At 67.9% G+C, this 20,028-nt stretch carries 18 protein-coding genes and 3 pseudogenes; 9 read left to right on the forward strand and 12 right to left on the reverse strand.

Annotated features, from left to right (window positions below):
* The first annotated feature begins 48 nt into the window (after positions 1 to 48).
* Both OG766_RS35010 and OG766_RS35015 read left to right on the forward strand, forming a co-directional pair.
* Entirely contained in the window at positions 49 to 456 is a 408-nt protein-coding gene (locus tag OG766_RS35010) for an ATP-binding protein (RefSeq protein ID WP_328727195.1), read from the forward strand.
* A 66-nt stretch (positions 457 to 522) separates the two neighbouring features.
* The gene (locus OG766_RS35015) at positions 523 to 942 is read left to right on the forward strand and encodes a hypothetical protein (RefSeq protein ID WP_266389239.1); all 420 of its coding nucleotides are present in this window, start codon (positions 523 to 525) and stop codon (positions 940 to 942) included.
* Between the two features lie 433 nt (positions 943 to 1,375).
* Here the strand turns inward: OG766_RS35015 and OG766_RS35020 are convergent, their stop codons facing one another.
* From OG766_RS35020 to OG766_RS35050, 7 genes are all read right to left on the reverse strand, one after another.
* A complete protein-coding gene (locus OG766_RS35020; RefSeq protein WP_266389241.1) occupies positions 1,376 to 1,576 on the reverse strand; it encodes a hypothetical protein in 201 nt (66 codons plus the stop codon).
* A gap of 380 nt (positions 1,577 to 1,956) precedes the next feature.
* Entirely contained in the window at positions 1,957 to 2,544 is a 588-nt protein-coding gene (locus tag OG766_RS35025; RefSeq protein ID WP_328727196.1) for a TetR/AcrR family transcriptional regulator, read from the reverse strand.
* Positions 2,541 to 4,076, reverse strand: coding sequence for an FAD-dependent oxidoreductase (locus OG766_RS35030; RefSeq protein ID WP_328727197.1), 1,536 nt, complete (start codon positions 4,074 to 4,076; stop codon positions 2,541 to 2,543). The genes OG766_RS35025 and OG766_RS35030 overlap by 4 nt, the downstream gene beginning before the upstream one ends.
* A gap of 87 nt (positions 4,077 to 4,163) precedes the next feature.
* Positions 4,164 to 4,436: a hypothetical protein gene (locus OG766_RS35035; protein ID WP_328727198.1), complete on the reverse strand. Its 273-nt coding sequence runs from the start codon at positions 4,434 to 4,436 to the stop codon at positions 4,164 to 4,166.
* Between the two features lie 87 nt (positions 4,437 to 4,523).
* A complete protein-coding gene (gene nhaA, locus OG766_RS35040) occupies positions 4,524 to 5,840 on the reverse strand; it encodes a Na+/H+ antiporter NhaA (protein ID WP_328727199.1) in 1,317 nt (438 codons plus the stop codon).
* 224 nt (positions 5,841 to 6,064) lie between these two features.
* Positions 6,065 to 7,600 carry an alanine/glycine:cation symporter family protein gene (locus tag OG766_RS35045; protein ID WP_328727200.1) on the reverse strand — a complete coding sequence of 512 codons (1,536 nt, stop codon included), beginning with the start codon at positions 7,598 to 7,600 and terminating at the stop codon, positions 6,065 to 6,067.
* A 674-nt stretch (positions 7,601 to 8,274) separates the two neighbouring features.
* Positions 8,275 to 9,336, reverse strand: coding sequence for a PucR family transcriptional regulator (locus tag OG766_RS35050; protein WP_266389256.1), 1,062 nt, complete (start codon positions 9,334 to 9,336; stop codon positions 8,275 to 8,277).
* A 276-nt stretch (positions 9,337 to 9,612) separates the two neighbouring features.
* On the opposite strand from OG766_RS35050, the gene OG766_RS35055 reads away from it, so the two are divergent.
* Together OG766_RS35055 and OG766_RS35060 are read left to right on the forward strand one after the other, a co-directional pair.
* Positions 9,613 to 10,218 carry a hypothetical protein gene (locus tag OG766_RS35055; RefSeq protein WP_266389259.1) on the forward strand — a complete coding sequence of 202 codons (606 nt, stop codon included), beginning with the start codon at positions 9,613 to 9,615 and terminating at the stop codon, positions 10,216 to 10,218.
* A 48-nt stretch (positions 10,219 to 10,266) separates the two neighbouring features.
* On the forward strand, positions 10,267 to 12,300 hold the full coding sequence (locus OG766_RS35060; protein ID WP_266389262.1) for a flotillin family protein: 2,034 nt from the start codon (positions 10,267 to 10,269) through the stop codon (positions 12,298 to 12,300).
* On the opposite strand, the pseudogene OG766_RS36810 reads toward OG766_RS35060, so the two are convergent.
* Positions 12,275 to 12,481: pseudogene (locus OG766_RS36810) on the reverse strand (hypothetical protein); the annotation flags it as partial. The gene OG766_RS35060 and the pseudogene OG766_RS36810 sit on opposite strands and share 26 nt — an antisense overlap.
* Positions 12,482 to 12,918: 437 nt before the next feature.
* Positions 12,919 to 13,632 carry an SDR family NAD(P)-dependent oxidoreductase gene (locus OG766_RS35065; RefSeq protein WP_266389265.1) on the reverse strand — a complete coding sequence of 238 codons (714 nt, stop codon included), beginning with the start codon at positions 13,630 to 13,632 and terminating at the stop codon, positions 12,919 to 12,921.
* A gap of 275 nt (positions 13,633 to 13,907) precedes the next feature.
* Between OG766_RS35065 and OG766_RS35070 the strand changes: the two genes are divergently transcribed.
* Entirely contained in the window at positions 13,908 to 14,768 is an 861-nt protein-coding gene (locus tag OG766_RS35070) for a helix-turn-helix transcriptional regulator (RefSeq protein WP_266389268.1), read from the forward strand.
* 34 nt (positions 14,769 to 14,802) lie between these two features.
* On the opposite strand, the gene OG766_RS35075 is transcribed toward OG766_RS35070, so the two are convergent.
* The 3 genes from OG766_RS35075 to OG766_RS35085 all read right to left on the reverse strand — a co-directional run bounded on the left by OG766_RS35075 (position 14,803) and on the right by OG766_RS35085 (position 15,945).
* A complete protein-coding gene (locus OG766_RS35075) occupies positions 14,803 to 15,003 on the reverse strand; it encodes a hypothetical protein (protein ID WP_266389271.1) in 201 nt (66 codons plus the stop codon).
* A 229-nt stretch (positions 15,004 to 15,232) separates the two neighbouring features.
* Positions 15,233 to 15,454, reverse strand: a complete 222-nt coding sequence (locus OG766_RS35080) for a helix-turn-helix domain-containing protein (RefSeq protein ID WP_266389274.1) — start codon at positions 15,452 to 15,454, stop codon at positions 15,233 to 15,235.
* Positions 15,454 to 15,945, reverse strand: coding sequence for a DUF2975 domain-containing protein (locus tag OG766_RS35085; RefSeq protein ID WP_266389277.1), 492 nt, complete (start codon positions 15,943 to 15,945; stop codon positions 15,454 to 15,456). The genes OG766_RS35080 and OG766_RS35085 overlap by 1 nt, the downstream gene beginning before the upstream one ends.
* Before the next feature lie 150 nt (positions 15,946 to 16,095).
* Between OG766_RS35085 and OG766_RS35090 the strand changes: the two genes are divergently transcribed.
* From OG766_RS35090 to OG766_RS35105, 4 genes and pseudogenes are all read left to right on the forward strand, one after another.
* Positions 16,096 to 16,233, forward strand: a complete 138-nt coding sequence (locus OG766_RS35090) for a hypothetical protein (protein WP_266389280.1) — start codon at positions 16,096 to 16,098, stop codon at positions 16,231 to 16,233.
* A 1,095-nt stretch (positions 16,234 to 17,328) separates the two neighbouring features.
* Positions 17,329 to 18,846, forward strand: a complete 1,518-nt coding sequence (gene arfA, locus OG766_RS35095; protein ID WP_266389285.1) for an arabinosylfuranosidase ArfA — start codon at positions 17,329 to 17,331, stop codon at positions 18,844 to 18,846.
* Between the two features lie 83 nt (positions 18,847 to 18,929).
* Positions 18,930 to 19,088 (forward strand): annotated as a pseudogene (locus tag OG766_RS36815) (ROK family protein); the annotation flags it as partial.
* Between the two features lie 174 nt (positions 19,089 to 19,262).
* A pseudogene (locus tag OG766_RS35105) lies at positions 19,263 to 19,976 on the forward strand (phytoene desaturase family protein); the annotation flags it as partial.
* Positions 19,977 to 20,028: the final 52 nt, after the last annotated feature.

The raw sequence follows: 20,028 nt of genomic DNA on the forward strand, positions 1-20,028 counted from the left end.
CACGATGCTCGGTTGCTGGCGGGGCGGGGCGGGGCGGGGGAGCGGACGGTGCAGGGGCGCGCAGAGGAACGACGCCACGTTGAGCGGATGCTCGCCAACTCTCGGCGCGGAGCGAGCAGTTCACTGCTGCTGCACGGCGAGGCCGGCATCGGCAAGACCACTCTCCTCGAGCATGCGGCCGCCCACGCGGACGGCATGCGCGTGCTGCGGGTCGAGGGCATCGAGTCGGAGATGGAGCTCGCTTTCGGAGGGCTCCATCAGCTCCTCCTGCCGGTGCTCGATCTACTCGACCGGCTGCCGGGACCGCAGGCCGGGGTTCTGCGCGCCTCGCCTCATCCCAACGGGACCTGCGGCCGCAGCATCGCGAGCACCAGCACGGCGATCCGTCCTGGATGCAGCGCCGCCGCGGGAAGCGGATCGCTTCAAGCGCGTCCGCATCACGTCACAACTCCATGACCGCCGCAGGCCCAGCACCCCACGTGCCGCACCATGTTCCTACTCGTGTCATACCAGGGGGGAATCATGCGCATCCGCACTACCACCGTGCCCATCGTCGCCATACTCGCCGTCACCGTCGTCGGCTGCAGCAGCGACAAGGGCAGCGAGAGCAAGGCCGACACCATCAAGAGCACCGTAGCCCAGGCGTCGAGTGCCGTAGACGACAGCGGCGCCGCCAAGAACGCCGGCATACCGCCCGAGCCCACCGGCGCCGAGCGCGACGCCGTCCTCGCAGCCATCCACGACGTCAACGGCAACCTCACCCATGACGAAGAGAAGGCCATCAACGCGGCCCGCAACCAGTGCTCGTCCCTCGACGGCGGCGCGACGAACCCCGACCACAGTGCTGCGCAGCGGTTCTCCTACGACGGCGTCACACTGACCGATGACGACGGAAGTCACCTCAACATCGGGCTGCGCAAGACGCTCTGCCCCGAGTCCTGATCAGCCACCAACTCCGGCCCGGTCGCGCCCGCATGTGGCCGGGCGTCACTATGAGAGGGGGTGAGCGTGGCCACCGAGCACGGCTAACTCACCCGCTATGAGTACCGGCAGATGCGCGTCGGCATCCTCGCCGCATCCAACGTGCGCATCGTCTGAAGCCCATATCTGATGCTTCGGCACTTCGTTGTCTCTTGCAGGACTGCTCATCCGGCGCACACGAACTCCTAGTTCAGAGAAGTGGTAGGTGGTCGGCAGCCGTTCCATTCTTCTGGGCGCGCAGGCTCGTCGGCGGCTCCGGCAGCGGGGGCGCGTTCAACGGCCGTCCGACTACCGAGGCGCGCCCACGTCGAGACCACACTGACAAGCCCGCTCTCGAACCGGCCAGTGATGTGCGGTCAAGCGCACCCGCGAGAGGAGCGGCGACGCCTGCTACTCAAATGACGGCAGTCGCTATCCAAAAGCCACCTACGAGAACGGCAATGGCACCTGCGAAGCGGATGGAGTTGACCGTTGCCCTGCCGACGGGCATGAAGTCGGCGTAGAACGCGTACACCTTCGTCGCCGTACCCTTGGAGTCGGCAAGGAAGATAAGTCCTGTAGTTGCCACGACCGTACCGATCGTCATGGGAATCATGAATCATCCTCCTTGCGCTGCGCGTCAGGTCAGCGGGGCGATGAACCGTTCGATGACTTCTCGCGACAGTCAGACCTCGTCGGACGCGGAGAGGTCTTCATCATCACATAAGGGCACCAACTGGGCTAGTGAACCAAGAGGTCCACGCGCCTTCAGGGCGGTGAGAGTGTCGGTGAGCAGGAGCACGCGACGCACTTCATCGCCGATTCGGCTCCACCCGATTGGGGTGCCGGCCGGACGATACGAGTGAATGCGCCGACTCATCACGTGCCGTCACGACATCGCCCCAGCGCGCGGGGCCGAGCCGTTCTGGGTCAAGCCCACTCAAAGCCGATGATCCACATGTGAGTTGGCGTAGGTTTAGCCCTCGCCGTAGGGCTCTATCGGTCGAGGGTGGTGAAGGCCTCGTCGACGAGGTTCGGCAGATGGGCTTCGCCGTCGCCTTCCACCCAGATGGCAAGGGTGGCTGTGAGCGCTGCGAGGGCGGCGGCGGCAATCACCCGGAGGGGAAGGTCTGGTTCCTGTCCGGAGCGGGCTGCGAGCGCTTTGGTGAGCATCTGTTCTGTGGCGTGCTGGTTTTCCCAGAGCCTGGCACGAAGGGCCGGCGTTCTCAGGATGAGGCGCGTGCGGACGAGGAGTGCGTCCCGGTCGGTGGCGTAGACGGCGGCAAGTCCTTCGCCCAGGGCGTGGTGGAGCGCGGCGAGCGGTGTCTCCTCGGGCGGTCGCTGTTCGATGAGCGCGACGATCAAGGGGTCGTAGTCGTCGGATTCGACGACCGATTCCTTGGTGGGGAAGTGGCGGAAGAACGTCATGCTCGAGACACCGGCGGCACGGGCGATCTCGTCGACCGTGGTGTTGTCGTACCCCTGGCTCAGGAACAGCCGGAGTGCCTGTTCCTGAATGGTGCGGCGGGTCTGTGCCTTCTTGCGTTCGCGTAGGCCCGTTGGTGGGGTCGCCGGGCGGTTCATGTCTCGTCGCTCTCCGGGGTGTGATGCGTCGTGGTGCCGAGTTTGTGCCTGAGCCAGGTGTCGAGCGAGGTTGTCGAGCCGCCCTTCCAGGCCAGATGCCCGTCGGGCCTTACCAGCATGACGCAACGGCGCTTGGAGGCGGACGGCACCAGGGGAATGACGGCCATCGCCGGTCCGAGGTGTCGCTCGGCCACCGCGAGGTAGGCCTCCCCGTCGCCGGGTGCGGGGACCAGGAGCACCCAGCGGGCTCCGAGTTCCGCATGGAGCCGGGTGGAGGAGCGGTCGGTGCGCCTGCACGGCAGATCCGGCACCCGGTCACCGGCCCGCGGAGTGCCGAGCGGCCCCCGCCCGCCAAATCGGGCACCAAGGGGACCGGTGCGGTAGTGGATCTTCAGTTGCGACGACTGTTCCCAGATGAGCCTTTGCACCAGCGGCCGGTTCATCAGCGGTACGAAGACGTGGTCGCGCGCGACCCGGGCGAAGGCAGTGTCACCGACGACCATGCGGGTGAGGGAACTCGTGGATGCCAGCACCTCGCGGGCGATGGGCCTGCGCTCGGCCTCGTAGGTGTCCAGCAGCGCGTCGGACGCGGACCCGTGGGTGACCAGCGCCAGCTTCCACGCGAGGTTCTCCGCGTCTCCGAGCCCGGTGTTCATTCCCTGGCCGCCGAAGGGGCTGTGGATGTGTGCGGCGTCGCCGGCGAGAAGGATCCGGCCACGCCGGTACGTGGACGCCAGACGGCGGTGGATACGGAAGGTAGAGGTCCACAGCACCTTCGCCACGAGCGAGGGAGCGAGGCCGGCATGGTCCCGGAGCTGCCGGGTCAGCTCGTTGGCGATGCCGTCGGCTCCGGGGTCCAGGTCCTCCGCTCGCGCCGGGGCCATGAGACGCCAGACACGGTGACCGGGCAAAGGGAAGGCGCCGAGCATACTGTCCGCCCGGAGCCACACGGACACGGTGTCCGGCGGTAGGGGCAGATCGGCCTGCACGTCGGCCAGCAGGAAGTTCTCGATGACGGAAACGCCGGGAAAGTCGATGCCTGCCGCCTTGCGCACACGGCTGTGGGCGCCGTCGCACCCGATCAGCCACGTCGACCGGATCTGCTCCCCCGGGAACGACAGGGTCACACCGGACACGTCCTGTGCAACGGCGAGCAGTTCCTTTCCCCACTCGACCTCGACCCCCAGCTCACTCAGCCGCTGCCTCAAGGCTGCTTCCACGTCCACCTGGGACATCAGCAGACCGGGCCGCGTCACCAGTTTCATCGGCCGGCCGACCTGCAGGTCGGCCATGGGTTTGCCGTTGACGTGGGTGACCACCCGGGCGATGCCTACTGAGCGCTCGGGCAGGTCGGCCAGAGCGCCGAGCCGGTCGAGCACCTCTGCGCCGCGTGGCTGCAGCCCGAGCGCGCGTGAGGTGGTCGCGGGTTCCTGACGCTTCTCCACCACGCGGACCCGGACCCCGGCAGCGGCGAGCCCGCAAGCCAGGGCGAGCCCTGTCGGTCCCGCCCCGACAACCACCACAGAAGACATGCCGACCCCAAGCGTTAGCGACTAACTTTAGTTAGAGACTAACGCGAGTGACGTTGGCGTGGGACCCGCTGTGTCAGGATCCGTGTGTCAGGTCTCGGGTGGTCGGCGGTCCACGATGAACGCGACCAGAACTCCCGCGAGAACCGCCCACGCCAGCGCGCCGTATCCGGAGCTCTGCCAGCCGAGGAGACCGAGCACGGCTGCTGTCACCGCGCCTGCGGTCAACGCCCGGGTGTTGGAGAGAAAGGCCAACCGGACCCGAGCGCTTCCGGGCCTTCTCAGCTCGGCGACAGCGATCCTGATCACGAGTGCGGCGACCACGATGGCGACGGTCAGCAGTGAGGCCCGGCCGTTCACCATGGCTCCCGGAGAACTCGGCGCCGACGGCCGCGAGGCCTGGCCGACTTATCGCGAGCAGCCGGATCCCACGCCCGCATCCCCGTCTCCTTACCTTTCGGTCCGGGCACTGCCGGGTGCGGAACCGGCCCGCTGGTAGATGTCGGGGATCCCGTCGGCGTCGTCGTCGCGCGTCTCCTCCTCGTAGAGGCGGCGGTAGACCGCGTTGCGGCGTTTGATCAGCAGTGCGGCGAGGCCCGACGCCATCAGGGATCCGACGAGCACCGCGGCCTTGATGCGTTCGGCGTCGGCGGGGTCGGTGAACGCGAGTTCGCCGACGAGGAGGGCGACGGTGAAGCCGATACCGGCCAGGACGGCGAGGGAGAAGACGTCCGCCCATTCCAGGTCCGGGTTGAGACGGGCTCGCGTGAATCGTGCCGCGAGGTACGTGCCCGCGAAGATGCCGACCGTCTTGCCGACGACGAGGCCGAGGACGACGCCGAGCGGCTCCGGGCGGGTGAACACCTCGCCCAGGGCCGCCGCCGAGACGCTCACGCCGGCGGCGAACAGGGCGAACAGCGGCACAGCCACTCCCGCCGAGACGGGGTGCAGCAGATGCGAGGTCCGCTCGGCGGGTGTGGAGTCCTCGCCCTTGTCGCGGGTGGTACGCAGGATCAGGCCCATGGCCACGCCGGCGACGGTCGCGTGGACTCCGCCGTTGTACATCAGCGCCCAGATGGCGATGCCGAGCGGTACGTACCACCACCAGCCGCGCACACGGAACCGCTGGAGGGCGTAGAAGACGCCCAGTCCGGCGAAGGCGCCGCCCAGCGCCCAGAAGTTCAGGTCGCTGGTGAAGAAGATCGCGATGATCAGGATCGCGCCGAGGTCGTCGACGACGGCGAGGGTGAGGAGGAAGGCTCGCAGGGCGGCCGGGAGATGAGTGCTCAGGACGGCCAGGACCGCGAGTGCGAAGGCGATGTCGGTGGCCATCGGCACGGCCCAGCCCTGGGCGGTGCCACCGCCGGAGAACGTGGTGACGAGGTAGACGCCGGCGGGTACCACCATTCCGCAGATCGCGGCGATGACGGGCAGTGCGGCCGTGGCGGGCGTACGCAGTTCGCCGACGACCAGTTCTCGCTTGAGTTCGATTCCGGCGACCAGGAAGAAGACGGCGAGCAGCCCGTCAGCGGTCCAGTGTCCGACCGAGAGATCGAGGCCGAGTGCGGGAATCCCGAAGTGGAAGTCGCGTATCTGCTCGTAGACGTCGCTCCATGGGGTGTTCGCCCAGATGAGCGCCACGACGGCCGCGGCGAGCAGCACCAGACCGCCGATGGTCTCGGTGCGCAGTGCGTCGGCCACGGCGTTGCGCTCGGGCAGAGGCAGCAGACCGAGGAACGTGGTGCGCTGACGCGGGGCGTCTGACATGAGGAGGGGCCTCCGGGCCGTCGATGGAGCGGGCACACTGCGCCCTTGACGCCGACCAGACTTCCCGGCACACCCCGCGTCTCCTTGACGCGTTCTTAACACCCTATCCAGAACGAAGCGCGGTCACCAGACGGCGCTTGATCTGCGGGAATGTGGTGAGGGGGCCCGCATACGCAAGGCGCGGGCGTATGCGGGCCCCCTCGGGAGCCGGGCCGCGGGGGCGGTCAGACGGTGGTCTTCACCGGCTCCTGGTCCTCGTCGACGTCGTCCGTCTCGCCGGCCTTACGGGCGCGGACGAACTCCAGGAAGGAGTTCAGTTCGCGCTTGACGACCGGGGCGAGGAGGTAGAGGCCGATGATGTTGATGACGGCCAGCATGAAGAGAACGGCGTCGGCCATGTCGATCAGCGTCTGCAGCGTGAGCAGGGAGCCGGCGACGGCGAACAGCGTGTAGAGCACCTTGAAGGTGATCTCGCTGGCCTTGCTGCGGCCGAAGAGGTGCGTCCAGGCCTTGAGGCAGTAGTAGCCCCAGGTCAGCACCGTCGAGATGGCGAACAGCATCACCGCGAGGGTGAGGATGTACGGGAACCAGGGAAGCACCGTGCCGAAGGCGTCGGAGGTGATGGTGACGCCACCGATGGACTCACCCGCGCGCGCCTCGGCCCAGCTCGCCGGGTTGGCGATCACGATGGTCAGGGCCGTCATGGTGCAGATGACCACGGTGTCGATGAAGGGCTCCAGCAGGGCGACCAGGCCCTCGCTGGCGGGGTGCTTGGTCTTCACCGCGGAGTGGGCGATCGGGGCGGAGCCGAGGCCGGCCTCGTTGGAGAAGGCGGCACGCTTGAAGCCGATGATCAGTGCGCCGAGGACACCGCCGGCGACGCCCTCCGGGGCGAAAGCACCCTCGATGATCGAGGCGACGGCGTCGGGGACGGCGCTGACGTTCACCAGGATGACGACCAGGCAGGCGGCGATGTAGATGCCCGCCATGGCCGGGACCAGCTTGCTGGTGACGTTGGCGATGGAGCGGATTCCGCCGAGCAGCACGATGCCCACGATCGCGGCGATCAGGATGCCGAAGAACAGGGCGCCGGCGGAGGAGCCGAGAGCGCCGTTCTCGCCGCCGGCGACGGAGACGAGCTGCGCGTAGCTCTGGTTGACCTGGAAGAGGTTGCCGCCGAAGAGGCCGAAGAACAGGACCATGAAGGAGGCGAGGACCGCGAGGACCTTGCCGAGGGTCTTGCCGTTCTTGCCGAAGCGGTCGGCGAGGCCCTTGGGGAGGTAGTGCATGGGGCCGCCGGAGACGGTGCCGTCGGCGTGCACCTCGCGGTACTTCACACCGAGGGTGACCTCGACGAACTTGGTGGCCATACCCAGCAGGCCGCAGAGGATCATCCAGAAGGTCGCGCCGGGACCACCGATGGACACGGCGACAGCCACACCCGCGATGTTGCCGAGGCCGACCGTGCCGGAGACGGCGGCGGTCAGTGCCTGGAAGTGGTTGACCTCACCGGCCGACCCCTTCTCGTCGTACTTGCCGCGCACCACGTCGACCGCGAGGCGGAACTTGCGTATCTGTACCAGGCCGAACCAGCTGCTGAACACCAGGCCGGCGATCACGAGCCAGGCGACGATGAGGGGCAGGTCCGCTCCGCCAACGCGAACGGAGAAGAAGACGACCTCTCCGAGCCAGGTGGCGATGGGCTCGAAGAATCCGCTGACAGCCTTGTCGACGGAATTGGTGATGGAGTCGAGTGACACAGTGGCTACCTCGATGGCGCAGGAAACCGGCGCCTGGGAGGAGCGCCGGGTGATGTGCGGTCTTTGAGCGAACGCCGTTGTCCGATCGGCGACCCCGGGTGGCACCGTCCGCGGACTCGGACCGTGATCACCCTGGTCGTGCTGCCGGCGCGTGCCGGCACCTCCGCACCACGGCGACGGGTGGGGCCGGTTTGCGGAGTTGCGCAGTTTTAGCACGTCCTTTACGCACCCTTGGGTGACGCGAATCACATAACGATGAGTAACCGGGGAAACGGCCAGCGAGCGTGACTGGACCGTTATGCGGAGACGAACTCCTGTTTACCGAACGTCGCGAGTCGTTGGCGAAGCGTGCCCGAATGAAGGCCGTCTTTGCTCAGGGCGGGCACTCTGAGCTGCAGAAACTCCGGACCATGACCCTCGGGGGCGCCGCGACCACCGGCGATGCAGGTATGGCGCGCGTTCGATTCCGGTCTCCGGCAGAGTTTGCTGCGCCTAGATTGCCGTATCCGGGCAGTGACGATCGAGGGGTGCGCCTGTCACCCTTCCGCCTCCCATGCTTCATTAGCGGCTTCTGTCTAATTTCATCCGCTTGAGTCGCGAAAACTCCGCCAGGGTGTGGCCCGGCGAAGCGGCTGGGCACTGGCCGCCCCGGAGCCATGGAGGCGCCTTCTCCCTCAGAGGTCCTGGTTCGGCCAGTCGAGCAATCGGGCTCCGATGACCGCCGTCTGGAGGGTGTAGCGGTGGATGGGGTCACCCGGGTCGACCCCCGTGAGCTTGTGGATGCGGTCGAGCCGGTACGTCAGCGCACGCACGCTCAACGACAGTCGGCGTGCCGCCTCCGCCGCCACACAGCCCGTGTCGAAGTAGGCGATGAGGGTGTCGAGCAGCGGCCGGGCTCCACCGCGGGCGCCCTTGAGCGGGCCGAGGACGCTGCGCACGAGCTCGGCCATGGCCTGCCGGTCGCGGGTCAGTACCGGATAGACCAGAAGGTCCGAGGCATGCAGTACCGGGTCTTCCAGCCCCATGCGGTCTGCCAGGTCCAAGGCGTTCAGCGCCTCCTCGTAGGAGTGGACGACTCCGCCGGCGCCCGGGTGGGGACGGCCGACAGCGACCCGGCCACCGTCCGTCGCCGCGTACGCCTGCTTCGCGAAGAAGCCGAGTACGTCGGACTGGTCGCCCGGCGCGATGCAGATCAGCCGTCCGTCCTTCGTGGTGAGAAGGATGCGCCGGTCACCGAATCGGGCGACGAGCGCGGACTCGACCCGGCGGGTGAGCGGATGGCCGTCGTCATAGGGGGCGTTGCCCTGTGCCACGGCGACCGCGTGGGCGTGGGAGAGCAGGAGCCCGAAGCGTACGGCGCGCTCGGCGAGCCGGCCCAGGTCGCTGCGGCCATAGAGCAGGTCGTCGACGAACTCACGGCGGGCCGCCTCCTCCTGACGCACTGCGAGACGCTGTGCCCGCTCGTGGCCTTCGACGAAGGCGTCCACAGCCTGTTCGACGCAGGCGAGAAGGTGGTCGGCACCTGCGGGCGCCAGCCCTCGCCGTACCGTCTGGGCGGCGGCAAGGTGGGCTCGGACCAGGGCGCGCAGGCCGATGCCCGCCTCGGCGGCCCGCTCTCCCTGGATCCGGAGGGAGTCCAGTTCGTCACGGGTGAGCTTCCGCCCGGTGGCGCAGGCACTCGTGAGTGTCTCGGCATACCCCTTCAGATACTTCTCCGGCGTCTCCTGCTCTGCCATGACCTCTCCCGTTCCTTGTCGCGCCGACAGCGACTCTCTGGCGCGCGGAGATCAACGGGGCGTGCCCACCCAGCGTGCGCCGCACGGCATCAAGAGTACGTAAAGATTGCCGGAAGACGGCAATGCGAACGGACGAGCTGCGCTGTCAGGATCCGATCGGGAGCAGGGAGACCGGGCGAGAACGAATGGCCGGCTGCCGAAAGCAGGAAGGGATCTCTTTCGCTTCCTCGGTGTTGGCGAGTGACTGCCCGGTCCGTTCACGAGGGGGGATGACTGATGGCCGAGTTCCTGCGAGGCGCCGCCGGTTTCCCCACGGTGCTGTTCACCTCGGCACTTCTGGTCGTCATCGGCTTCTGGCTGCTGGTTCTGACCGGCGCGGCCGCCCCTGAAAGCTTCGACGCGGACGTCGACACCGACGCACTGAGCCTGGGCGGCGTGCCCGTCTCGGTGGCGGCCTCGCTCCTGATCGCCTTCGGCTGGTTCATCAGCCTCGCAGGCTCGGTTCTGCTCAACCGTGCGGAACTGCCCAGCGTTCCTCTGCATCTGTTGCGCGTTGGCGTGCTCGTCGCCTCGCCGGCTCTGTCGTGGTGGGTCACCCGAGCGCTCGTGCGGCCGCTGGCGAAGCTCTTCCCCGACGAACCCGGGCCGTCCCGGCAGGACTTCGTCGGCCTGACCTGCACCGTCCGCACGGGGCGGGTGGACACGGGCTTCGGCCAGGCGGAGGTCGTCGCGCGGGACGGCTCCACGGCACTCGTCCAGGTGCGTCAGACCGGCCATGACGTGCTGGGCCACGGCAGCACAGGCCTGCTGTACGCCTACGACGACGCCGGCGAGTTCTTCTGGGTCGCTCCGTACGACAAGGCGCTGGACCCTCGCGGCTGACGCCGCGCCTTGTTCCTCAGCACACGTCTCTCACCCGGGGGATTTCCCATGGATGCCATAACCGTGGGCATCGGCGTGCTCGTCGCCGTTGTCCTGCTCATCGCCATCGCCATGCTGTTCGTGATCAGCCGGCTCTTCCGGAAGGTGGAGCAGGGCAAGGCCCTGATCGTGTCCAAGATGCGGAAGGTCGACGTCACCTTCACCGGGCAGGTCGTCCTGCCCGTGCTCCACAAAGCCGAGGTCATGGACATCTCGGTGAAGACCATCGACATCACCCGGACCGGCTGTGACGGGCTGATCTGCAAGGACAACATTCGCGCCGACATCCGGATCTCGTTCTTCGTACGTGTCAACAAGACCGTCGAGGACGTCATCAAGGTCGCCCAGGCCATCGGCACCGCACGGGCCAGCGACAAGGAGACCCTGCAGGACCTGTTCAACGCCAAGTTCTCCGAGGCGCTCAAGACGGTCGGCAAGCAGCTCGACTTCACCGACCTCTACACCAAGCGCGACGAGTTCCGCGACCGCATCATCCAGGTCATCGGCACCGACCCGAACGGTTACAGCCTCGAGGACGCCGCGATCGACTACCTGGAGCAGACGCCGCTGGCGCAGCTGGACGCCTCCAACATCCTCGACGCCCAGGGCATTCGGAAGATCACCGAACTGACCGCTGTGGAGCACGTGCGCACCAACGAGTACCAGCGGCACGAGGAGAAGGAGATCACGCGGCAGAACGTCGATGCCCGGGAGGCCATCCTGGAACTCGAGCGCCGCCAGGCCGACGCCGAGATCAAGCAGAGGCGTGAGATCGAGACCGTACGGGCCCGTGAGGAGGCCGAGACCGCCCGGGTCGCGGAGGAGGAGCGACTGCGCGCGCAGAGCGCCTTCCTCAAGACCGAGGAACAGCTCGGCACCCAGCGTGAGAACCAGGCGCGCGAGGGCGCCGTCGCCCAGAAGAACCGCGAGCGCGTCATCGCCGTCGAGAACGAGCGCATCGAGAAGGACCGGCTGCTGGAAGTCATCGCCCGGGACCGGGAGACCGAACTGACGCGGATCTCGGCCGAGAAGGAGGTCGAGGCGGAACGCCGCGAGATCGCCGAGGTCGTCCGGGAGCGAGTCGCGGTGGACCGCACCGTCGCCGAGCAGGAGGAGTCCATCAAGCGGCTGCGCGCGGTCGAGGAGGCCGAGCGCAACCGGCAGGCCGTGGTCATCGCCGCCGAGGCCGAGGCACAGGAGAAGCTGGTCAAGGACATCATGGCGGCCGAGGCCTCCGAGCAGGCCGCGGTCCACCGTGCCGCGGAGGAGCTCACCCTCGCCGAGGCCCGCAACAAGACCGCCGACATGGACGCCCGCGCCAAGATCCGCCTTGCCGAGGGCGTCCAGGCGGAGTCCGCGGCCGAGGGCCTGGCCGCCGTCCAGGTACGGGAGAAGGAGGCCGACGCCATCGAGAAGGCCGGCCGGGCCGAGGCGGAGGCCACCATGGCCCGGCTCAGGGCGGAGGCCGCGGGCGCCCGGGAGAAGGCTCTCGCCGAGGCCACCGCCATCGGCGAGAAGCTCAAGGCGGAGGCCGCGGGACTGACCGAGAAGGCCGCCGCGATGGCGGCACTGGACGAGGCGTCCCGTACCCATGAGGAGTACCGGCTGCGCCTGGAGGCGGAGAAGGACATCCGCCTCGCCGGACTGGACGTACAGCGGCAGGTCGCCGAGGCCCAGGCCACCGTGCTCGCCACCGGCCTGGAGAACGCCGACATCAACATCGTCGGAGGCGAGTCCGTCTTCTTCGACCGGCTGGTGTCGTCGATCGCCCTCGGCAAGAGCGTGGACGGCTTCGTGCAGCACTCCGAGACCGCTCGGGCCCTGGCCGGCCCGTGGCTGGACGGCTCGGCGTCCTTCACCGACGACCTGACCACGGTGCTGGGCTCGGTCTCGACCGCGGACGTACAGAACCTCACCGTGTCCGCGCTGCTGATGAAGCTCATGAACACCGGGGGAGCACCCACCGCGCAGCTGAGTCTGAGGTTGAAACCCGGTGTCCACTCCCGGGGATCAACCTCAGGCGCTCGATTTCCCCGACGGTGAACACGGTCGCGGTCCAACGAGATCCATCCTTCAGAGTCACGAAGACATCGACGTTGCAGACCTCGTCCAAGTCCTCGCCGTCGCTGGGCAGGAACGACGCCTCGAAGCCCTCCATGCGGACCCGATACCAGGGCTTGTCCCGCCCTCACTCGATCGGTTCAGACGATGCGTTGTGACTCATCGCGCGAGTGTTTTGGTCGGGGCATCGATCTCAACCGAGATCCCCTGCCGTGCTGCCGCTGCCCGCAGTCAGAGCCGGGGACGTTCGTCCGTACGCAACTGGGGAGAAAAGTCCGTACGCCGACACGTGGCCGCCGAACTCAACGGACGCCCACGCAAAACGCTCAGCTGGGAAACCCCAGCCGAGCGTCTCGCTAAGCTCCTGGCCACAGCCAGTTGATCACATGTGTTGCAACGACCCCTGGAATTCGCCATCCCGGTGGGGCTTCTGCACGCGGGGCTACAGCTGCCTGCCATGTCCAGCGCGGGCACCGCTGTACTTGGAGTCTCCGCCACCAGCCGGATCGGGTCCGGTCGGATCTGCGGAGGAGGACTCGGCATCCGGACGCCTTCGCTCGTGGAGGCGGCAGCCCCGCCTCCCGGCGTTCGTAGGCGCGGTTACCAGGGAACGGGTCCGTCGGCTTCGAAGAAGCCTCCGGACGGGCCGTCGGAGCCCACGGTGGCCATGCGCACGATGATCTCGGCGCCTTCCTCCACCGTCTGTGTGCCCTGGTTGTCGTTGAGGCCGGTGGCCGTGAAGCCGGGGCAGACGGCGTTGAACTTGATGTCCGCGAACGCGTTGGCGTACTGGACGGTGATCATGTTCACGGCGCTCTTCGAGGAGGGATAGGCGAGGAGAGTGAACTGCGAGGCGAGATTGTCGGGGTCGCTGGTACGCGTGAGGGAACCACCGCTGCTGCTGACGTTCACCACTACCGGATGGCTGCTCGCGCGGAGCAGGGGCAGGAAGGCATGGGTGACGCGGACGAGGCCGAAGACATTGGTGGCGTAGACACGCTCCAGGTCGGCGGCGGTGACGTCACCGACGGTGGGCCAGTCGCCGGAGGATGTGCGTCCTTCGACGATGGCGGCGTTGTTGACCAGGACATCGAGCACGCCCGCCTCGTCGCGCACGTGTTGTGCGGCGGCCTGGACGGACTGGTCGCTGGTGACGTCGATCTCCACCGTGCGCGCGCCGATCCGCTCCGACGCTTCCCGTCCTCGCTGGGCATCGCGCGCTCCCAGGTAGACGGTGTGGCCGGCCTCGACGAGGCGGCGGGCGGTCTCGAAGCCCAGCCCTCGGTTGGCTCCGGTGATCAGTGTGATGGTCATGTGCATTCCTTGCGGTGGTGTCGGCGATGGTCGACCCGGTTCACTCTGGATCGAGATCCTCGGGTAGGTGTGGGTCCGCACCGCCCACGGGCGTGCCGTTCGCTGGTTCGGCCGCCTGGCTGGCCTGTCCGCCTGGCGGCGGAGGAGGGGCGGGGGGTGCAGCCTCCTGGTGCCCCACCATCGTTACTGCCGTCGCCGCGGTCCGGAAGAGACACCTTCTTCCTGGGAAAGTTATGACCACCCAGGTCACGGGCGTGGTCTGGCACAGTGGTCAGGTGAACAGCACGAGGAAGGACGCGCGCCAGGAACTCGCTTCCTTCCTCCGCGCCCGCCGGGGTGAGGTCTCACCGAGTCAGGTCGGCCTGCTCGTGGGAACCCGTAAGGTGCCAGGACTGCGCCGCGAGGAGGTCGCCCAGCGGGCTGGGATCAGCGTCGACTACTACACCCGCCTAGAGCAGGGTCGCCTGCCCGCCCCCTCCGGTGGTGTCCTGGACTCGCTGGCCAACGCCCTGCTGCTCGATCCCGACCAGCGCGACTACCTCCGACGGCTCGCCGACCGTGCTCCGGCCAGGCGGAGGCAGCCGCGCCGGCAGACCGTTCCGGAGACGGTCCAGGCCCTGCTGTCGGACCTGGAGAACACGCCCGCTTACGTCCTGGGGCGTTTCATGGACGTCCTGGCCTGGAACGACCTCGCGGTCGAGCTGTTCACCGACTTCGCCCAAGTGCCGGAGGTGCAGCGCAACTTCCTGCACCTGACCTTTCTCGACCCCGAGGCGCGCGAACGCCTCCCCGACTGGGACCAGTCGGCGGGGGAGTGCGTCGCCTACCTGCGGATGGATGCCGGACGCTACCCCAACGACCCTCGGCTGGCAGCCCTCGTCGCCGAACTCAGCGAAAGAAGCTCGGAGTTCCACCACTGGTGGACCACTCACCGCGTTGCGAGCGGCGCATTCGGAGTCAAACACGTCCGGCATCCCGATGTCGGTGACATCCGCCTGTCCTGGCAGCTCCTGACCATTGCCCAGGACCCCGAACAGTCCCTGGTCGTGCTCATCCCCGCAGATCAGGAAAGCAGGAGGCGCCTCGCTGCCCTCCGCGGAGCGGCGAGTGAACACACCACGTCCGACACCCCCTGAACCCTGCCATCGCCGCGAGAATACGAACCCGACGTCAGTCGTTCCGCTTCCAGGCGGTGAGCTGGAAGAGCCGGGCAGTGTGCATGTAAGGCGGGCGTGCGGTGACAGCGAGTTCGAGGCGTTCGAGGTCCGCGTAGAAGCTCGATCCGTGCTTGCGCGCGTCGTCGGTGATGTAGTCGCAGAAGCTGCGGATGCCGTAGTGGGCTATGTTCCGGGCAGGTTGACTCCTCCGCACCGGGACCGGGGATGTCGGGAGTCGATGTCACGGCCAACGGCGATCGCCTGCGAGTAGCACGGCGAGGGGGCGAGCGAGCGGGAGCCGGTGGGGGCGGGCCAGTGACGCGGCCCCGGTGGGACGCGATGGTCGCGAGTTAGGGATGGCGCCGGGTTCCTTGTCGATGTGGTCCACGTGCCGTGTCACGGGCCGGTGGTGCCAGGCGATTCCCTGCCCGCCCTGGGGCGCGTCATCCGTCGGCGGGGTCCTCGGCCTCCCAGCGCAGCAGGTCGCCCGGCTGGCACTCGAGCACCTCGCAGAGTGCAGCGAGCGTGGCGAAGCGTACCGCCTTGGCGCGGCCGTTCTTGAGTACCGCCAGGTTGGCGGGCGTGATCCCGACGCGGTCCGCGAGTTCGCCCACGGACATCTTGCGCCTGGCCAGCATCACGTCGATGTCGACGGTGATCGGCATCAGATCACCTCGTCCAACTCGGCCCGCATCTGCGCCGCTTCGACATCGCGCGCGACGGCCTGGGCAAGCAGCATCCGCAGCACGAGCACGATCAGCGCGACCCCCAGGATGGCCACGCCGACCCCGCCCATGATGACGGTGACGCCCGGGTCGTCACGCTGGCCCGGTGCATTGATGGCCGTGACCGTGAACCACAAGAGGGCAGCCGCCACGATCGCGCCGATCACGACATCCACGTACCGGAAGGCGGCATGGGAGAACACGGTGCCGTGTCGCACCATTGTCACCAACCGCCACACGCAGACCAGGGCGACCTGGGCCGACGCCATGCCGAGGACCACGATCACGCGCAGTCGGGTCAGTGGGAGCGACCCATCCTCCGGGTCACTCCCACTGACCAACGCCCACACCATCCCTGCCTGTACGAACACGGTGCCGGCCAGCACCACCGCGAGCACGGCGCGCAGCGCACCCACTGTCAGCTTTCCCATGACCCTTCCTTCCATCGAATTGCGATGGAAACCTATCGACTTTCGATAGATTGAGCAAGGGCTGGGACGGAGGGCGACCGGCGGTTTCGCACCGTGGCGGGACGTCGCGCCCCCTCGCATGGCATGGCGGTTGTGCGAACCTTCTTGATCTTGTCGAAGCCGGCCTCGCCGCTCTTCCGCCGCTACGTCAAGTTCCTCGACGGCCTGCGAGAGCAGGCGAACAGCCTCATCGAGCAGTCCATGAACGAGTGGCAGCGCGTCAGTCAAGGTGAAGCACTCGAGGGCTGAACCGGGGGGTGTGGTCCGTGGCTGGTCCGGAAGCGCTGGTCGGAAGGGGTGCAGCAGTAGGAGGAATTGGGAGTTGGCGCGCAAGCCGGACTCGGTCGAGAGCGGGCTGAGCGAAAGGCGCCTGACAGGTGAAAACCCACGTCAGGCGCCTTTCTTCGTGCGTCTAGAAGAAGCCCAGCTTCTGTGGCGCGTACGACACCAGCAGGTTCTTCGTCTGCTGGCGGGACAGGGATTGCATGGCTGTTGACCAGCGGACATAGCTGCCTTGACCCCTCAGGTCGGTGGGGTGGTCCGGATCTGGGCCGTGGAGGGGAGTGATTCGCACGGCGGCGCGGTGGGGCGTCGCCAGGCCTCAGGTAGCTTTCCCCCGTCTTGGTTCGGCGTGCCGAACCAAGACTCTCGGTATGGCTTTCCGCGGGGCTGCAACGAGGGGATTCTCGGTGAGTACAGAACCACGGGCGACCAGCTGGTCGCGGGCTGTTGCATGATGGCTCAACCTACACTTCACGACAGGAGGACTCCGGTTCGTCCGCAGGATTAGGCCTGCGATGTCGGTGGCGTCCGACAGGGCGTCCGCAACGCGGTGTTGATGTGCGGACGACCGCTCATCCGTGCCCCGAGTGGACCCGGTTGAGTGCAGGTCCCCGGTCCTTGACGCTTCCTCTCAGGGCGCTTTAGTGTCACTGCACCCAACATGCGGCCTCAGTGGCGTCCCTCCGATTCACATCATCGCGAGACGTGGCGGTTCACAGGCGGCGAGACCCGCTGCCTGTCGGGGATCCCATTGGGGGGCCCGCCACTTGTGAAGAGCATCAGCAGATGGTCGTCGGTCTCAAGCGCGGTCGTCGTCGGAGTCCTCACGGCCGCCGTCGTCGTGCCGACGTCCGCGGTCAGTCACGAGGACACACAGGGCGGCCGTAGTACGTCCGGGGCGGCCGACTCCGCCAACTCGTCGAAGATGAACGGACACTGGGTGGGCAGCTCTATGTAGATGCCGCAACTGACAGAGCCCCCAGAACATGCCGCCTGCGCCCTTCACCCAGGACCATCTGGTCCTGGCCGACAGCGGCTGTTGGCATCTTCCCAAGGAGGGACATGACCCGCACCGCGCGCTTCACCCTTGACCCCGCATTCACCGTCGGCGACGTCAGCCCCCGCCTCTTCGGCTCTTTCGTCGAACACCTCGGCCGCTGCGTCTACACCGGCATCTTCGAGCCGGGGCATCCGGCCGCGGACGAGTCCGGGCTGCGGACGGACGTCCTGGAGCTGATCCGCGAACTCGGCGTCACAGCCGTCCGCTATCCCGGCGGCAACTTCGTCTCCGGGTACAAGTGGGAGGACGGCGTCGGCCCGGCCGAGCAGCGACCGCGCCGACTCGATCTCGCCTGGCGCTCCACCGAGACGAATCGTTTCGGGCTCAGCGAGTACATCGGCTTCGTGAAGAAGATCGGCCCCCAGGCCGAGCCCATGTTGGCCGTCAACCTGGGCACACGCGGCGTCGCCGAGGCGCTGGAGCTCCAGGAGTACGCCAACCACCCGGCCGGTACCGAACTCGCCGACCGCCGCGTCGCCCATGGGGACAAGGATCCGTTCGGCATCCGGCTGTGGTGCCTGGGGAACGAGATGGACGGGCCGTGGCAGACCGGACACAAGACCGCCCACGAGTACGGACGGCTGGCCGCCGAGACCGCCCGTGCGATGCGGCAGATCGACCCGTCGGTCGAACTCGTCGCCTGTGGCAGCTCCAACCAGTCGATGCCCACCTTCGCCGCCTGGGAGGCGACGGTCCTTCAGGAGGCCTACGAAGCCGTCGACTACATCTCCCTGCATGCCTATTACGAGGAGACCGAAGGCGACCGTGACTCCTTCCTGGCCTCGGCCGTGGACATGGAGTCCTTCATCGAGAACGTCGTCGCCACCTGTGACCACGTGGGCGCGCGACTCAAGTCGCCGAAGAGGATCAACCTCTCCTTCGACGAGTGGAACGTCTGGTACATGAGCCGTTTCCAGGAGGAGTCAGAGGCAAACCCCCTGGAGTGGCCCGAGGCCCCGCGTCTGTTGGAGGACAACTACTCCGTCACCGATGCCGTCGTGTTCGGCTCGCTGCTCATCGCGCTGCTGCGGCACGCCGACCGGGTGACCGTCGCCTGCCTCGCCCAGCTGGTCAACGTCATCGCCCCGATCATGACCGAGCCGGGCGGCGCGGCCTGGCGGCAGACCACGTTCTTCCCGTTCGCACAGGCGTCCCGGTACGGTCGCGGCCAGGTCCTCGACGTACGTGTCGAATCGCCCACGTACGACACGGCGAAGTACGGCACGATCGCCCTGCTGCACGCCACGGCGGTCCGCGACCCGCAGTCGGGCGCGGTCACCGTCTTCGCCGTCAACCGCAGCCAGACAAAGGCCCTGCCGCTCGAAGTCTCCCTGCACGGCCTGGACGTGACGGAGCTCGTCGAACACAGCGCACTGTCCGATGCCGATCCGGAGGCTCGCAACACCCTGGACGAACCGGACCGCGTCACGCCGCACCCGGCCGAGGGAACCTCGCTGCGGGCCGGCGTCCTCGAAGCCGTCCTGGAGCCGATGTCCTGGAACGTGATCCGGCTGGCCTGAGCCGCCGACGCCGAGCGCCCTGCATCGACGGTGAGTGCTGGGACTGGCACGACGTACCGCTGCTCGGGCTGCTCGGCGACCGTATCCCGTACCCCCTCCATCTCGACAATCCGCTGCGTGCCTGCACGGTGGCGGAACTGTGGTTCGGCGCGGGACGAGGTCGTGGCGATGTCGTCGTCGTCAACCTCGGTACGGGAGTGGGCGCCGGACTCGCGTTGTACCGGGGTGTCACCGACAGGGCGGGCGAATGGGGCCACACCACGCTCGCTCTGGACGGGCGGCCGTGCCACTGCGGCAACCACGAACAAGGACAGCTGGGCGCCGGGGTGCGGGCGTTCGCGCTGCACGACGACCTGCGTTGGCCCGGAACGGCCGTCGCAGCGTGTCAGGACGCGCTACGACGACGAGCGGCGTGGCTGCGGTCGGCTTCCGACCTGCCACCCGCGGACGCGACCGTCTGGGACGTGGCCCCCACCGCCCTGGCGGACATCATGGGCGACAGGCTGCCGCTCCGCGTCGCCTGCGCCTACCGGAGGTTCCGGTACGGACCCGGAGCGTTCAAGGCCGACTTCGCGGTCGAAGGCGGAGTCCCCCGGACCGCCGAAGCAGCGCGGCGGGCCGGCACGGTGCACGTCGGCGGCACGTACGCCGAGATCGCCGCCACCGAGCGGGACATCCATGCCGGACTGATGCCGGCCCGGCCGTTCGTCCTGGTCGGCCAGCAGTATCTGGCCGATCCGCAGCGCTCGGTCGCAGACGTGCATCCGGTGTGGACCTACGCCCACGTACCGGCCGGCTACTCCGGTGACGCCACGGAGGCGATCACCGCCCAGATCGAGCGGTTCGCCCCGGGATTCCGGGACCGCATCGTCGGCACCGCCGTGCGCACCACACCCGGATTCGCCGCATACAACCCCAACTACGTCGGCGGCAACATCATGACCGGAGCCAAGGACATCCCCCAGTTGCTGTTCGGCCCCCGGCCCACCCTCCATCCGTACGACACCGGCCTGCCCGGCCACTACCTGTGCTCCGCGGCGACCCCGCCCGGTCCCGGCCCGCACGGAATGTGCGGCGCTCACGCCGCCGCACGAGCCCCGCGCCACCTGGGAGATCCCGCAGGGCGATGACGAGCCGCAGCGGGCTCTCCAGGGAAGGCCGGTCGTATCGGCCCGACGTGAG

The organism is Streptomyces sp. NBC_00259 (genome assembly GCF_036181745.1).
GTDB classification, from domain to species: Bacteria; Actinomycetota; Actinomycetes; order Streptomycetales; family Streptomycetaceae; genus Streptomyces; species Streptomyces pratisoli.

What these genes read in the sequence shown, in the direction of transcription:
- OG766_RS35055 (WP_266389259.1), top strand. Translation starts at nt 9,613, where the DNA reads ATGGCCGAGTTCCTGCGAGGCGCCGCCGGTTTCCCCACGGTGCTGTTC.
- OG766_RS35020 (WP_266389241.1), bottom strand. Translation starts at nt 1,576, where the DNA reads ATGATTCCCATGACGATCGGTACGGTCGTGGCAACTACAGGACTTATC.
- arfA (WP_266389285.1), top strand. Translation starts at nt 17,329, where the DNA reads ATGACCCGCACCGCGCGCTTCACCCTTGACCCCGCATTCACCGTCGGC.
- OG766_RS35030 (WP_328727197.1), bottom strand. Translation starts at nt 4,076, where the DNA reads ATGTCTTCTGTGGTGGTTGTCGGGGCGGGACCGACAGGGCTCGCCCTG.
- OG766_RS35080 (WP_266389274.1), bottom strand. Translation starts at nt 15,454, where the DNA reads ATGCCGATCACCGTCGACATCGACGTGATGCTGGCCAGGCGCAAGATG.
- OG766_RS35050 (WP_266389256.1), bottom strand. Translation starts at nt 9,336, where the DNA reads ATGGCAGAGCAGGAGACGCCGGAGAAGTATCTGAAGGGGTATGCCGAG.
- OG766_RS35025 (WP_328727196.1), bottom strand. Translation starts at nt 2,544, where the DNA reads ATGAACCGCCCGGCGACCCCACCAACGGGCCTACGCGAACGCAAGAAG.
- OG766_RS35035 (WP_328727198.1), bottom strand. Translation starts at nt 4,436, where the DNA reads ATGGTGAACGGCCGGGCCTCACTGCTGACCGTCGCCATCGTGGTCGCC.
- OG766_RS35065 (WP_266389265.1), bottom strand. Translation starts at nt 13,632, where the DNA reads ATGACCATCACACTGATCACCGGAGCCAACCGAGGGCTGGGCTTCGAG.
- OG766_RS35015 (WP_266389239.1), top strand. Translation starts at nt 523, where the DNA reads ATGCGCATCCGCACTACCACCGTGCCCATCGTCGCCATACTCGCCGTC.
- OG766_RS35085 (WP_266389277.1), bottom strand. Translation starts at nt 15,945, where the DNA reads ATGGGAAAGCTGACAGTGGGTGCGCTGCGCGCCGTGCTCGCGGTGGTG.
- nhaA (WP_328727199.1), bottom strand. Translation starts at nt 5,840, where the DNA reads ATGTCAGACGCCCCGCGTCAGCGCACCACGTTCCTCGGTCTGCTGCCT.
- OG766_RS35060 (WP_266389262.1), top strand. Translation starts at nt 10,267, where the DNA reads ATGGATGCCATAACCGTGGGCATCGGCGTGCTCGTCGCCGTTGTCCTG.